Here is a 13,492-nt window from a genome sequence, read left to right as displayed (position 1 = left end):
CACGGTGGGTGCGCTGGCGCGGCATGATCAAGCGGCGCTGGCCCCGCCGCAACGGCCATCGTAAGACAGGACCCCGCCACGCCGGGAGGTCCGTCGGTACGAAGACGAGGTGTCGCCTCTCAGTTTCAACGCGCCAGACCGCCGCAGGGTGCCCGGCGCGCGCGGAACCCCACGGCGCGGCGCCCGGCGGCAGGGCTTCCCGGTGATCACGCGGAGACGGACCACGGCATTCCTCCGGCGCCTGGTTCGATGATCGGATCGGCGCCCGCACCGTACGAGCGGCCCGGGTGGCCGAAGCCGCACGGCCGGCTGTGTGAGGCGCGGCCCGCGGCGACGCGATCACCCGGATATCCGGCACCGGCCGAGGCGGCTCGTACAAATGGGCTCGCCTTGAACGGGCGGAGGAACAAGACTCTGTGCATGGAGCCCGTGACCCTCACCACCGAACGCCTGGTCCTGCGACCGTTCGAGCCCTCGGACGTACCCGCGGTGCAGGCCGCCTGCCAGGATCCGGAGATCCCTCGCTGGACCACCGTCCCCTCCCCGTACACCCGGGAACACGCGGTGGACTTCGTGGAGCGGATAGCCCCGGAGGGCTGGCGGGACGACACGTCCTACAACTTCGCCGCGGTCGCCAAGGACACCGGCGCCCTGGTCTCCGCCATCGGGCTGGTACGACTGGCCCTGGACGAGCCCGACCGGCAGGCCGAGCTGGGCTACTGGACCGCCGCCGGGCAGCGGGGCCGCGGCTATACGGCGGAGGCGGCCCGGGCCGTGGCCGAGTGGGCCTTCACCGAGCTGGCGGTGGAGCGGATGGAGTGGTACGCCCAGGCAGGGAACGCGGCCTCCCGAGCGGTGGCGCTGAAGGTCGGCTTCCGAATGGAGGGGACCCTGCGTGCCCGGCTGGTGAGTCAGGGGAGCCGCAGGGACGCCTGGGTCGGCGCCCTGCTCCCCTCCGACCTGGGGCTGCCCTCCGCCACCCCTTACCTCCCCTTCCCCGACCGCTCCACCGACGACCCTCCGGCCCGCTAGTACCCGGCGGCGCCTGAGCCGTGCGCCCTCCCCCTCGGCGTGCGGGCGCAAGCCCCCTGGGTGGTCACGGAGGGTGCGAGGTCGCCCACGGGCGTTGTCAGTGGCTGCCTCTAGGGTGTCCCGCATGACGAGTCCAGGTGCGCTGCCCGACCCCGCCATGTCCCTGTCCGCCGATGAGGCCCGGCGTGTGGCGCTGCGCGCGCAGGGGCTGCTCGGCGCTCCGGACCGCAAGGGCGGGGTGCGCGGGGTGCTCCGGCACCTGGGCGCGGTCCAGCTGGACACCATCTCGGTGCTGGCCCGCTCACACGAGCTGGTGCCGTACGCCCGGCTCGGCGCGGTGGGCCGCCGCACGGTGGAGCAGGCGTACTGGTCCGGGCAGGCGGCTGCCGAGGGCGGCGCCTGCGCGGAGGTCAACCAGGCCGGCGGCGCGGCCCGGCCGGGGCCGACCGGTTTTGAGTACTGGTCGCACGCGGCCTGCGTGCTGCCCATCGAGGAATGGCCGCACTTCGCCTTCCGGCGGCGCGCCTACCGGTCCCGGCCGCACTGGGGCCATGAGCTGCCGGACGGCGCCTACGAGTCGGTGATCCGGCAGCTGCGCGAGCGCGGACCGCTGACCGCCACCGAGCTGGGCGGTGCGAAGAACGGCGGACCGTGGTGGGACTGGTCGGCCGCGAAGGTCGCCGTGGAGCGCGCCCTGATGTACGGCGAGGTGGTGTGCACCCAGCGGCTCGGCTGGAAGCGGGTCTACGACCTGGCGGAGCGCGCCGTGCCGCAGGACCTGCTGCATGACGGGATGGACGACGCCGAGTGCCTGCGGCGGCTGGTTCGGCTGGCCGGGCGGTCGCTGGGGGTGGCCACCCGCGCGGATCTGGCCGACTACCACCGCTTGAAGAACGAGCAGGTGGACAGCGTGATCGCCGACTCGGGGCTGGTCCCGGTGGAGGTGGAGGGCTGGGGGAAGCCTGCCTGGGCGGACCCGGAGGCGCTGGCCACCGCCTCCGCCGCCGGCCGGCACCGCACCACGCTGCTGTCGCCCTTCGACTCGCTGATATGGGACCGGGCGCGCACCGAGCGGATCTTCGGCTTCACCCACCGGCTGGAGGCCTATGTGCCCAAGCCCAAGCGGGTCTACGGCTACTTCGCCATGCCGCTGCTCTCCGGCGGGCGGCTGCTGGGGCGGGTGGACCCGGCGCGGGAGGGCCGCACCCTGGTGGCTCGCCAGGTGTCGCTGGAGAGCGCCCGGGCGGTACGGCCCATGGCGCGGGCGCTGCGCGAGGCAGCGGAGTGGGTCGGTTGCGACACGGTGCGGATCGAGCGGATGGACCAGCCGGAGCACACCGCCGCCCTCATTGCCGCCCTGAACTGAGAGGGGCCCGCCACCTCACGGCCGCCCTGAACTGAGAGGGGCCCGCCACCTCACCGCCGCCCTGAACTGAGGCGGTCCCGCCTCGCCTCGCCGGCCGGCCTCGCGACCCGGAGGCCGGTCAGCGGATTTCGAGGATCTTCTCCCGCATCGCGTACACCACGGCTTCCATCCGCGAGTGGAGCTGGAGCTTCTCCAGGATGTTCCGGACGTGGTTCTTCACCGTGTTCTCGCTGATGAAGAGCTCCTTGGCGATGTCCCGGTTGTTCATCCCGGTGGCCACCAGCTTGAGCACCTCCAGCTCCCGGTCGGTCAGCCGGGGTGCGGGCACCAGCCGGCGCTCGTCGGTGCGCTGGATCATCGACTTGAACTCGGTCAGGAGCTTGGAGGCCATCGACGGGCTGATCTGGGACTGGCCGTCGGCGACCGCCCGGATCGCGGTGGAGACCTCATCGGTGGAGATCTCCTTGAGCAGGTAGCCGGTCGCCCCCGCCTTGATCGCCTCGTAGAGGTCGGCCTCCTCGTCGCTGATCGTCAGCATGATGATCTTCGCGCTGGGCGCCACCTCCTTGATGGAGGTGCAGGCCTCGATGCCGCTCCGCTTGGGCATCCGCACGTCCATCAGCACGATGTCCGGCAGCAGGTCGGCCGCCTTGTCGACGGCCTCCGCGCCGTCCCCGGCCTCTCCGACGACCTGGATGTCCTCCTCCTGGGCGAGGACGATCTCCAGTCCGCGCCGGAACAGCGCATGGTCGTCCACCACCAGAACCCTGATCGGCTCCTTGCGGGACCCGCGCCCGTCCATACCGGCATCGACGCCGTGATCGTCGTCCGCGCCGGACACGGGCCCGAAGCTGTCCGCCATCGTTCCTCCCCCTGAAGGCCGTGGCCCTGCTGTCTGCGCGCTGCTGCGCGACCCAACCGGACTGGCCCATAAGCCGGTTGCGCTCCCAGCCATGATTTCATGCCCGCGCCACCAGGCGCCGCAGCAGCGGCAGCACACTGGTGCCCCGGGGGCGCACGTCGCCCCGGGGCACCACCTCGATGTCGGTCACACGTTCGGCCGCCGGACCGATCGGCGCCGATCAGGGCTGCTCAGCGCCGGTCAGCCACCCAGGGAGCCACCGGCCCCGCCGGGCTCCTCTCCGACGAACACCTCCGACTCCAGATGGATGACGCCGTAGTCATAGGCATGACGCCGGTAGACGACACTCGGCTGCTTGGTGTCGGAGTCCACGAAGAGATAGAAGTCGTGCCCCACCAGTTCCATCTCGTAGAGGGCCTGGTCCAGGCTCATGGGAGACGCGGCGTGGGTCTTCTCCCGGACCACCAGCGGCCCCTCGCCCTGCACCTCCAGGGTTCCCATCAGGGTCGTGGGCGTGGGGGCAGCCTCCTCGGCGCTCTCCACCACGATCTCGCCGCTTCCGTTGAGTCGGGCCGTGCCCGGAACCGCGTCCGCCACGTTGCTCGCGGGGATGCGGCCGTTGCCGCGCCTGGTGTGGCGCTTGTCGTGCTGCTTTCGCATGCGCGCCTCCAGCTTGCTCGCTGCCAGGTCCAGCGCTGCGTAGGGATCCGCGGCTGCCGCTTCTGCCCGGATCACCGGGCCGCGGGAGCGAAGCGTGATCTCGACTCGGTCGGAGCGGTCGGACTGCCGCGGGTTGTGCTCCTTGGACACCTCGACGTCCAGGCTGATCACCTTGCCGTCGAGCTTCTGGATCTTGTCCAGCTTCAGCTTCTCGGCCACGTGCTTCCGGAACCGCTCAGGCACCTCTGTCTTGCGGCCCTTCACGACGACGTCCACGCAGAACTCCGTTCCCGGAATGCCCCGCTCAGGAGGCGGAGCGCATCCGTTGCTGCACTAGGCCCCGGAGAGCTCCGGAGCCCCCGACTCGGCGGCTTTCACCTCCTCCTCCCCATATTCGCGATCTCCACTCATCCTTTGTCAATGTTCGAGGCAAAGGCATGAAAGCACGCCAACGGAACATAAGAGGCATAGCGCCTGCCATCCCTCACACCCGAACATAGCCCTCCGGGCGCTGCGTCGGCACCCCCTACCGGGACGTACCTCCGCTCGGGCGCTTGGCCCCCTCACTAGCTGCAACGATCTATGTTCTATTGGAGTTCCGGTTCAATTCGAACGCAACCGGTGGTGCGGCGATCACCGCGGCCCCCGCCACCGGACCGACGATCCGGCGCACCACCCGCGCCGCCTCCGCGATCGAGGCCCCGGTCGTCAACAGGTCGTCCACCAGAACCACCCGCCCGGGCCCGGCCTTCGGCCCGGGCCGTATCGCCCGCCCCGCGCCTGGCACCGCGCCCAGCGCCCCGGCCAGGTTCGCCCGCCGCTGCCGCGCGTTCAGCCCGGCCTGATCCAGCACCGCGCGACGCTGCCGCAGCACCGGCAGCACCCGCGCCCGCAGCCCGCTTCGCCGCAGCACCCCGGCCGCCGCGACCGCCAACCGCCGCACCGGATCATGGCCGCGCGCCGCCACCGCCCACCGCGCCGAGGGCACCGGCACCATCCACACGCGCGAACCTGGGCCGGTCGCCGCCCCGAGCACCCCGAGCACCGCGCCCGCCAGCGCCTCACCCAGCGGCCCGGTCAGGCCCAGTCCCCCGCGCTCCTTGTGCGCCAGCAGGGCCGCCCGCACCGCGTCCTGGTAGCCCGCCGCCGCGTACACCGGCGGCAGCCCCGGCGGCGACGGACTCGGCCGCACCCGGCACGGCTCCCCGCCACCCCTGCTCAGCACCGCCCGGCAGCGCTCGCACAGCGGGCCGCGCGGCAGCCCGCACCCCGCGCAGTCCATCGGCAGCACCAGACCACCGAGCTCCTGCCACCACCCCCGCATGGCCTCACCCCCTCGGACACCACTGTCCGCCCGGGCGCGCCCGGCCGCCATCCCTGTGGATAACGCCGCCACAACGTCATGCCTGGTCAGGCCCGTTGTGGACAACTCCGCCACCCGAAGGAAGGACAGAGGGCCTCATGCCGAGGCCGCCACACCCCGGCTCAGCCCAGATGGACCGGCCCCCATGGCCTCCTTGGTCGCCTACCCAGGCAGACCGGCACCCGTGCCCTGCTCAGCCACCGCTTCCAGCCCCCGCCGGGGGAGCCTCACGCCGAGGCCGAGCCACCCACCCGCTCAGCCCGGGTAGACCGGCGCCGTACCCTGCTCGGCCACCGTCTTCCAGTCGCCGTCGCGCGGGAGCCGGACGATGCCGTCCGTCGACTCGGCGATCAGCGGCTTGTCCGGGTCCTCGGCGGAGGCCAGCGACTCGGCCCGGTTGGGGCTGGGCGGCTGCTGGACATTGGCCGGCGAACCGTCCGTCTCCACGTACTGCAACTGCTGCACGCCCTTGGACTCGCGGCCGGCCACCACCAGCCGGCTGCCGCCCGCCCAGGACGCCGCGTCCACCTCCACCAGCTTGGGCGCGATCCTCCGCAGCCCCAGCACCGACAGCAGCGGCTCGTCGGCGCTACCGCCCCGCTCGACCCGTCCCAGCAGCAGCCGGGTGTGGCCGTCCCGCTTCACCAGCAGGGCGATGCGGGTCCCGTCCGCGGACACCCTGAGGCCCTCGATCCGGCCCTTCCCCAGCTCCGGGATCCGCACCTCCTGGGGGGTGCCCTCACCGTCCTGGAGGCGCAGCAGCCGCGGGCCCTGCGGGTCGCGGTCGGCGACCCACAGCCCACCGAGGGCGTCCCAGCTGGGGGCGGAGAGCCCGTCCTCGGGGCCGCCGCCCGCCCCGCTGTGCAGCCGTACCCTGCCGCGCTCGGCGCCCTCGGACAGCTCTGCCACATACAGCGATCGGCCGTCCCGGGAGACCGCGGCGGCCCGCCGCTCGTCCCGGTCCACCGCCACGCTGCCCAGCTGCGCGCCGTCCGCCCCGAACGGGCCGGGCACCGGCAGCGGCTTGGAGTCGTGCTCGGACAGCCACACCATGCGGTGCCGGCCGTCCACGAAGTACACATGGCTCGCCCGGCCGTCGACCGCTTCGGGGGCGTACCGCATCGCGGTCTCACGGGTCAGGGTGCACAGCTCGGAGCCGTTGGCGCGGTCCAGCCGCACCCCGCTGAGCCGAGCGGAGGCCTGGTCCTGCACGGTGAACAGCACCTGCGCCGCCATCCGCTGGCAGCGCGCGGTGTCCACCCGGCCGGCCCGGGCGCCGAGCCGGATCCGCAGCCCGCCCGAGTCGTCCAGGGTGAGGTCGCCGCTGTCCTTGAGGCTGGTGCCGCGCGGGAAGGCGCTGCTCACCACCGGGCTGAGCCAGCTGGTCGGCCCGTCCAGCAGCGACTTCACCGTGGCGGTCACCGGTGCTATGCGGCGGCGCAGATAGACCGGGTCGGCCACGAGTACGGAGTCCTCGAAGCGCGAGGCGCCGGCGTCCGGGCCCAGCTTGGCGAAGAAGTAGGTGTTGACCGAGCGGTAGATGCGCTGGAAGTCGGCCTCGCCGATGACCAGGCCCGGCGGCAGCTGGTCGATCCGCCACTCGGAACGGTCCCGTCCGAGGTGGATCGACTGCCGGTAGGGGCGCTCCTGCGGCTCGTAGGCGTGGTGCTCGTCCACCGTGGCGAGCTGGGTGCCGGACAGCTCCACCGTGATCCCGTCGCTCTCCTGATGGCCCACCACCCGCATCTTGGGGGCCTCGGCCAGCACCGTGACGGAGGCGAAGGGGTCCCAGCGCGAGGCGGCCTTGCCGGACAGGTACTGCTTGGCGGTGTCGAACCGCTCCTCGTCGCTGGTGGTCGCCTCCAGGAAACCGGAGACCAGCTCCAGGGGCTGCTCGCCCTTGCCCGGGCTCACCCCGTAGACCCGCACCTGGGAGTCGGAGTCGGTGCGCGGCGAGGAGTCCACCCGGCTCACATCGCCGCTGTCGGGCATCGAGGCGCACCCGGTCAGCACCAGCAGGCCGCAGGTCAGCAGGGTGCTGCCGGCGGTCAGGGAACGGCGGCCCACGACCCGCCGGCAGGAGTGGCGGCGGTCAGTGGCCACGGGATCCGCCCTTCGTCTCGGTGTCGGCCCACTGCGCGGTGCCCCGGATGACGAGGCCGCCGCCCCCGCCCGGGGGAAGCGCGGCCCCGGACCTGCCCGGCGGCAGGGCCGGCCGGGCCTGGGCGGGCAGTACGGTGGCGCGGCGCACCGACTCGGGGTCGGCCCCGGCCTCCCGCAGCGCGCGGTTGCGGCGCGAGTCCTCCGGTTCCAGCGGGATCGGCGAGCTGCGCAGGGCGTCTCCGGAGGTACGCGGCAGGGTCAGCCGGAACTGCGAGCCACCGCCCGACTCGCCCCAGGCCTGGAGCCAGCCGCCGTGCAGCCGGGCGTCCTCCTCGGCGATGGACAGCCCGAGGCCGGTGCCCCCGGTGGTACGCGCCCGGGCGGGGTCGGCCCGCCAGAAGCGGTTGAAGACCTGGGTCGCCTCGCCGGGCTTGAGGCCCACGCCGTAGTCGCGCACCGCGACGGCGACCGCGCCGTGCGAGGCGGCCAGCCGCACCACCACGTCCCGGCCCTCACCGTGCTCCACGGCGTTGACCACGAGGTTGCGCAGCACCCGTTCCACCCGGCGGGCGTCGGCCTCGGCGACCACGGGGTGCTCGGCGCCGCGCACCAGGATCCGGCTGCCCTTGCGGTCGGCGAGCGGCTCGGCCCCGTCGACCACCCGGTGCACCACGTCGCGCAGGTCGATCGGCTCGGCCTCCAGGGCCGCCGCGCCGGCGTCGAAGCGGCTGATCTCCAGCAGGTCGGCGAGGAGCGACTCGAAGCGGTCCAGCTGCCCGATGAGCAGCTCCGCGGAGCGCGCGGTGACCGGGTCGAAGTCCTCCCGCGCCTCATGGATGACGTCCGCGGCCATCCGTACGGTGGTCAGCGGGGTGCGCAGCTCGTGGGAGACGTCCGAGACGAAGCGGCGCTGCATCCGGGACAGCTCTTCCAGCTGCCGGATCTTGGTCTGGAGGTTCTGGCCCATCTTGTTGAAGGACTCACCCAGACGGGCGATGTCGTCCTCGCCGGTCACCTTCATCCGCTCCTGGAGCAGACCGGCGGCCAGCCGTTCGGAGATGCTGGCGGCCATCCGCACAGGCGTGACGACCTGCCGCACCACCACCCAGGCGATGGCGCCCAGCAGGACCACCACGAAGACCCCGGCGGTCGCCAGGGTGCCCTTCACCAGACTCAGTGACTTCTCCTCCTGGGTGAAGGGGAAGAGGTAGTAGAGCTGGTAGGGATTGCCCTGGTTGTCCTCCAGCATGGTGCCGATGACCAGCGCGGCGTCGCTCTTGTCGGAGTGGGCGTAGACGATCTTGCCGTACTGCTCGTAGACCTCGCCCGGCTTGGTGACCCGCTTGCGCAGGCCCTCCGGCACGCTCTGCGGGGTCAGGTCTCCGGAGGTGCGCGGGGCGCGTCCGGCCGTCGAGGACTCGCTCGCGGACCCGGTGCTGAGCGCCACCACGGAGTACGAGCCCTTGCCGCCGCTGGCCAGCTGGTGGACCAGCGCGTTCAGCCAGGAACCGGAGTCCTGGGTGCCGCGGCCCGCCGAGCCCGTCGCGCCCGACTCGTCCTGACCGCGCAGGTCGCCGGCGTCGGCCATCTGCTGGGCGACCTCGAAACCGCCCGCGGCCTGGCTCTGCGCCGCGTGCCGCTTGGCGTCCAGCAGGCCGTTACGCACCTGGCCGATGACGACCAGGCCCAGCAGCAGCACCACGCCGAGCGACATCAGCAGGGTGGTGGCCACCACCCGCAGCTGGATGTTGCGCCGCCACAGCCGCACGGCGGGCAGCAGCGGACGCCGTATCCAGCGGCCGAACATGCGGATCAGCGGGTGCACCGGCCCGCCCCTCGCCCCGTCGGGCAGGAGATGACCACCGCTCCACAGCCGCCGGAACAGCGGGATGTCGCCCGCCGGGTCGATCGGTCGACCCGGCGGACGAGATTCCGCGGTACTGGCATCCGAGTCGTCGGACTGCGGAGCGCGGCCGTGCTCGGACATACTCAGCTCGGCCCGGCCTTGTAGCCCACGCCGCGCACGGTCACCACGATCTCCGGGCGCTCCGGGTCCTTCTCGACCTTGGAGCGCAGCCGCTGCACATGCACGTTGACCAGGCGGGTGTCGGCCGCGTGGCGATAACCCCAGACCTGCTCCAGCAGCACCTCGCGGGTGAACACCTGCCACGGCTTGCGGGCCAGCGCCACCAGCAGGTCGAACTCCAGCGGGGTCAGCGCGATCGACTGCCCGTCCCGCTTCACCGAGTGCCCGGCGACGTCGATCACCAGGTCGCCGATGACCAGCTGCTCCGGCGCGGGCTCCTCGGAGCGCCGCAGCCGCGCCCGGATCCGGGCCACCAGCTCCTTGGGCTTGAACGGCTTGACGATGTAGTCATCCACACCGGACTCCAGACCGACCACCACATCGACGGTGTCGGACTTGGCGGTGAGCATGACGATCGGCACCCCGGACTCGGCCCGGATCAGGCGGCACACCTCGATGCCGTCCCGTCCGGGCAGCATCAGGTCGAGCAGCACCAGGTCCGGCTTGGCCTCACGGAAGGCGGCGAGCGCCTTGTCGCCGTCCGAGACGAACGACGGTTCAAAGCCTTCGCCGCGCAGCACGATGCCGAGCATCTCTGCCAGTGCGGTGTCGTCGTCGACGACAAGGACGCGTCCCTTCATATCGACATCATCCCATTTACGCATCCAATCCATAGACGAGGGTGACCCAGCTCACGATTGAGCTCCGACTTGTCCACTGATGTACACCTCTGCCCCTGCTATCCAGCGCCTTCCCACCACCAGGGCGAACGTCCCGATGAGCACACCGAGTTGCGCTGGGTTACTCGATCGTTCACCGACCCGCGCCGCGGCACCCGCCTGCGGGCGGGCCGCCGGTCAGCCCGGCAACTCCCCCTGCCCCGTACGCGCGATGGCGCACATCCGGGCGACGGCGTCCGCCGTTACCGGTGATACCACACCCTGTTCGGTGACGATCGCGGTCAGCAACTCCGGCGGTACGACGTCGAAGGCGGGGTTGTACGCCTGGGTGCCCAGCGCGGCCAACGGCACCCCGCCGCCCGGGCCCGTACCGGATCGGAGACCCGGCACCACCAGCTCGGTCACCTCGTGGCCGGGGCGCTGCTCGATCTCGATCGCCGCCCCCGTGGGAGTGTGGAGGTCCACCGTGCTGCACGGGGCCACCACGATGAACGGCACATGGTGGTAGCGGGCCAGCACGGCAAGCGGATAGCTGCCCACCTTGTTCGCCACCGAGCCGTCCGCGGCGATCCGGTCCGCGCCGATCAGCACCGCGTCCACCTCGCCCGCGGCGAACAGCGACCCCGCCGCGTTGTCGGTCAACAGCGTGTACGGCATGCCCGCCCGGGACGCCTCGTAGGTGGTCAACCGCGCGCCCTGGAACAGCGGGCGGGTCTCGTCCACCCACAAGCGGCGCAGTCGGCCCGTACGGTGCACGGCGGCGGCCACCGCCAGCGCGGTGCCCGAGCCGCCCGACACCAGCGCACCGGTGTTGCAGTGGGTGAGGATCCGGCAGCCACCGCCGGGCAGCAGTTCGGCGAGCAGCATCCGGCCGTGCTCCGCCATCAGCGCGCTGGCCTCGGCGTCCTCCCGGTGCAGGGCCCGTGCCGCGGCCAGCGCCGCCTCGGCCGCCTTCTCGACATCGGCCCCGGACTCGACCGCCCGCCGGTAGGAGTCCATGGCCCGCCCCACGCCGTACGCCAGGTTGACGGCGGTGGGCCGGGCCCCGACCAGCAGCTCGGCGGCCTCCGCCACGTCGAAGCCGCGGGCGGCGGCCAGCGCCACCCCGTAGGCACCCGCCAGCCCCAAGGCCGGCGCGCCCCGCACCGCCAGTGTGCGGATGGCCTCCACCAGCGCCGGCACATCGGTGCAGGTCAGCTCCGCCTCCTCGGCGGGCAGCCGGGTCTGGTCCAGCAGCACCAGCACCGGGCCCTCCGGCGGCTCCTCCCAACGCAGGGCGCTCACGGCTGGTGAGGTGGGCGATATCGGGGGCACCGCGCGCTGTTCGGCCATCCTCCCAGTCTGCCCGGTCCGGTGCCTGGTGTTGAAGAGGAAGTACGGGCGTACTCCGGCGCATGGGACCGATACGGACCTACCGTCCCCATGACACGATGACTCGACCCTGCCCGCCGTCACACCCGGTGACGAGGCAGCGAGAAGGAGCGATGATGAACGACTCTCCGGGCCGGATGCCGCCCGGATCCCAGCCCGCCGGCGAACCGGATCACGACCTCCGCCTACCCGAACAACGCGGCCCCTCCGGCACCGCCCCCGAGGAAGCGGACAGGCCCGCCGGCAGCGCCCCCGCGGAAGCGGACGGACCCACCGGCCGGCCTCCGCAGCCGCCAGCGGCGAGCGAGGGGCAGGCCGACTCTGCGGAGCAACCGGCCTGGGGTGCCGGCTGGGCCAAGCGGCAGCCGCCTCCCGGAAACTGGACGCCTCCCGGCGGCACCCCGCCCCCGGGAACCGCCAACCGGCCTCCCGCGCCCGGTCCCCAGCCGGGCTGGCGACCACCACCACCGCAGGCGACTGCCGGTTGGACCATTCCTCCGCCGGCGGCACGGCCGGGGGTCATTCCGCTGCGCCCGCTGCGCACCGGCGAGATCCTGGACGGCGCGGTCGCCACGGTACGCACCCGCTGGCGTGCGGTACTGGGCGTCTCGGTGGGGGTGGCCGTGGTCTCGCAGACCCTGCTCACCCTGGCCACGGGGCTGTGGTTCCAGCACACCTCCTCCGGCCTGGAGAGCCTGGACGAGAGCTCCGACCCCACCCTGGACGAGACCCTGCACGCCCTGCGCGACTCGCTCACCACCACCGGGGTGTCCCTGCTGATCGGTGTCCTGGGCACGGTCCTGGCGACCGCGCTACTGACCACGGTGACCGCACGGGCCGTCCTGGGCCGGCCGGTGGGCCCCGGCGAGGTACGGCGCACTGCCCGGCCCCAGCTCGGCCGGCTCTGCGGGCTGCTGCTGGCCCTCCCGGCCATCATGCTCGGTGCCGTACTGGCCGGGATCGCGCCCGGCGTGCTGCTGGCCATGTCGGGCGGCGAGCGCGGGGGCGCTTCCCTGGCCATGCTGGGTGCCGCGGTCGGCATGGGAGCCGCGGTCTGGCTCTGGATCCGCTACAGCCTGGCCGCACCCGCGCTGATGCTGGAGAAGTCCTCGGTGGCCGACGCGCTGCGCCGCTCGGCGAAGCTGGTGCGCGGTGCCTGGTGGCGGATCTTCGGAATCCAGCTGCTGGCCCTGGTCATCGTCTTCATCGCAGGGGCGATCGTCGAGATTCCGTCGAGCGTGGTCGCGATGGCGGTCGGCGGGGACAGCGCAACGGACTGGCTGTCCGGCGACGACGTCTCCGTCAGTTGGCCTTTCCTCAGTGTCATCGGGGTGGGCGGGATCCTCAGCACGGCACTCACGCTGCCGGTCACCGCGAGTGTCACCGCGCTCCTCTACATGGACCAGCGAATCCGCCGTGAATCCCTCGACCTGGAGCTGGCCCGCGCCGCGGACCCGAAGAACTGACCACCTCTCCTGGCGATCCGGATCGGGGGATCCGGATCGCCAGGAGGATTCCCTGAGCCGGATTGCCCGGAGGAGTGTTCACTGAGCCTCGGGCTTGGCGGACGGCGCCTCGCCCGGGGCTCTCTGACTGCCGGCCAATCCATTCGGCAGCACCCAGCCGGCACGGAAACCAACCCGGACCCAACCCCACAGGCCGTGAACGCAAAAAAGCCGTGTCCCTCGGAATCAATCCGAGGGACACGGCTTCAAGAAAAGTTCGGCGGCGTCCTACTCTCCCACAGGGTCCCCCCTGCAGTACCATCGGCGCTGAAAGGCTTAGCTTCCGGGTTCGGAATGTAACCGGGCGTTTCCCTAACGCTATAACCACCGAAACACTATGAAGTTAACCAACCGGAACCCAACAAGGGGGTTCAACACGGTCGTTACTTCAGAACCAACACAGTGGACGCGAGCAACTGAGGACAAGCCCTCGGCCTATTAGTACCAGTCAACTCCACCGGTTACCCGGCTTCCATATCTGGCCTATCAACCCAGTCGTCTACTGGGAGCCTTACCCCATCAAG

Annotated in this window: 10 protein-coding genes and 2 rRNA genes; 3 read left to right on the top strand and 9 right to left on the bottom strand. The window is 72.1% G+C overall.

The features are described from left to right. Positions 1-420: 420 nt before the first annotated feature. Together E4099_RS07670 and E4099_RS07665 are read left to right on the top strand one after the other, a co-directional pair. On the top strand, positions 421-1,032 hold the full coding sequence (locus E4099_RS07670; RefSeq protein WP_135338192.1) for a GNAT family N-acetyltransferase: 612 nt from the start codon (positions 421-423) through the stop codon (positions 1,030-1,032). 124 nt (positions 1,033-1,156) lie between these two features. After that, positions 1,157-2,398: a winged helix-turn-helix domain-containing protein gene (locus tag E4099_RS07665; RefSeq protein ID WP_135338191.1), complete on the top strand. Its 1,242-nt coding sequence runs from the start codon at positions 1,157-1,159 to the stop codon at positions 2,396-2,398. 118 nt (positions 2,399-2,516) lie between these two features. Here the strand turns inward: E4099_RS07665 and E4099_RS07660 are convergent, their stop codons facing one another. The 7 genes from E4099_RS07660 to mtnA all read right to left on the bottom strand — a co-directional run bounded on the left by E4099_RS07660 (position 2,517) and on the right by mtnA (position 11,424). Beyond that, the gene (locus E4099_RS07660) at positions 2,517-3,260 is read right to left on the bottom strand and encodes a response regulator (RefSeq protein ID WP_135338190.1); all 744 of its coding nucleotides are present in this window, start codon (positions 3,258-3,260) and stop codon (positions 2,517-2,519) included. A gap of 240 nt (positions 3,261-3,500) precedes the next feature. Further along, positions 3,501-4,196, bottom strand: a complete 696-nt coding sequence (gene hpf / locus E4099_RS07655) for a ribosome hibernation-promoting factor, HPF/YfiA family (protein ID WP_135338189.1) — start codon at positions 4,194-4,196, stop codon at positions 3,501-3,503. Between the two features lie 304 nt (positions 4,197-4,500). After that, positions 4,501-5,244, bottom strand: coding sequence for a ComF family protein (locus tag E4099_RS07650; RefSeq protein ID WP_135338188.1), 744 nt, complete (start codon positions 5,242-5,244; stop codon positions 4,501-4,503). Between the two features lie 294 nt (positions 5,245-5,538). Beyond that, entirely contained in the window at positions 5,539-7,386 is a 1,848-nt protein-coding gene (locus E4099_RS07645; RefSeq protein ID WP_245244660.1) for an LpqB family beta-propeller domain-containing protein, read from the bottom strand. Then, on the bottom strand, positions 7,376-9,373 hold the full coding sequence (gene mtrB, locus E4099_RS07640; RefSeq protein ID WP_135338187.1) for an MtrAB system histidine kinase MtrB: 1,998 nt from the start codon (positions 9,371-9,373) through the stop codon (positions 7,376-7,378). The genes E4099_RS07645 and mtrB overlap by 11 nt, the downstream gene beginning before the upstream one ends. A 2-nt stretch (positions 9,374-9,375) precedes the next feature. Further along, complete coding sequence (mtrA, locus tag E4099_RS07635) at positions 9,376-10,053, bottom strand: two-component system response regulator MtrA (RefSeq protein WP_135338186.1); 678 nt, start codon at positions 10,051-10,053, stop codon at positions 9,376-9,378. A gap of 216 nt (positions 10,054-10,269) precedes the next feature. Continuing rightward, complete coding sequence (gene mtnA / locus E4099_RS07630; protein WP_135338185.1) at positions 10,270-11,424, bottom strand: S-methyl-5-thioribose-1-phosphate isomerase; 1,155 nt, start codon at positions 11,422-11,424, stop codon at positions 10,270-10,272. A gap of 155 nt (positions 11,425-11,579) precedes the next feature. Between mtnA and E4099_RS07625 the strand changes: the two genes are divergently transcribed. Further along, the gene (locus E4099_RS07625) at positions 11,580-12,929 is read left to right on the top strand and encodes a glycerophosphoryl diester phosphodiesterase membrane domain-containing protein (RefSeq protein ID WP_135338184.1); all 1,350 of its coding nucleotides are present in this window, start codon (positions 11,580-11,582) and stop codon (positions 12,927-12,929) included. Positions 12,930-13,183: 254 nt separating this feature from the next. Here E4099_RS07625 and rrf read toward each other — a convergent pair. Both rrf and E4099_RS07615 read right to left on the bottom strand, forming a co-directional pair. Then, positions 13,184-13,300: ribosomal RNA gene (gene rrf, locus E4099_RS07620) — 5S ribosomal RNA — on the bottom strand. A gap of 86 nt (positions 13,301-13,386) precedes the next feature. Next, positions 13,387-13,492, bottom strand: a 23S ribosomal RNA gene (locus E4099_RS07615); the annotation flags it as partial.

Origin of the sequence: Streptomyces palmae (genome assembly GCF_004684805.1) — a bacterium.
GTDB lineage: Bacteria > Actinomycetota > Actinomycetes > Streptomycetales > Streptomycetaceae > Streptomyces > Streptomyces palmae.
The sequence above is the reverse complement of the archived record's forward strand: the minus strand, read 5'-3'. Positions and strand labels throughout refer to the sequence as shown.

Coding starts and splice junctions, on each gene's coding strand:
- E4099_RS07670 (WP_135338192.1), top strand. CDS start 421: ATGGAGCCCGTGACCCTCACCACCGAACGCCTGGTCCTGCGACCGTTC.
- E4099_RS07665 (WP_135338191.1), top strand. CDS start 1,157: ATGACGAGTCCAGGTGCGCTGCCCGACCCCGCCATGTCCCTGTCCGCC.
- E4099_RS07660 (WP_135338190.1), bottom strand. CDS start 3,260: ATGGCGGACAGCTTCGGGCCCGTGTCCGGCGCGGACGACGATCACGGC.
- E4099_RS07650 (WP_135338188.1), bottom strand. CDS start 5,244: ATGCGGGGGTGGTGGCAGGAGCTCGGTGGTCTGGTGCTGCCGATGGAC.
- mtrB (WP_135338187.1), bottom strand. CDS start 9,373: ATGTCCGAGCACGGCCGCGCTCCGCAGTCCGACGACTCGGATGCCAGT.
- mtrA (WP_135338186.1), bottom strand. CDS start 10,053: ATGAAGGGACGCGTCCTTGTCGTCGACGACGACACCGCACTGGCAGAG.
- mtnA (WP_135338185.1), bottom strand. CDS start 11,424: ATGGCCGAACAGCGCGCGGTGCCCCCGATATCGCCCACCTCACCAGCC.
- E4099_RS07625 (WP_135338184.1), top strand. CDS start 11,580: ATGAACGACTCTCCGGGCCGGATGCCGCCCGGATCCCAGCCCGCCGGC.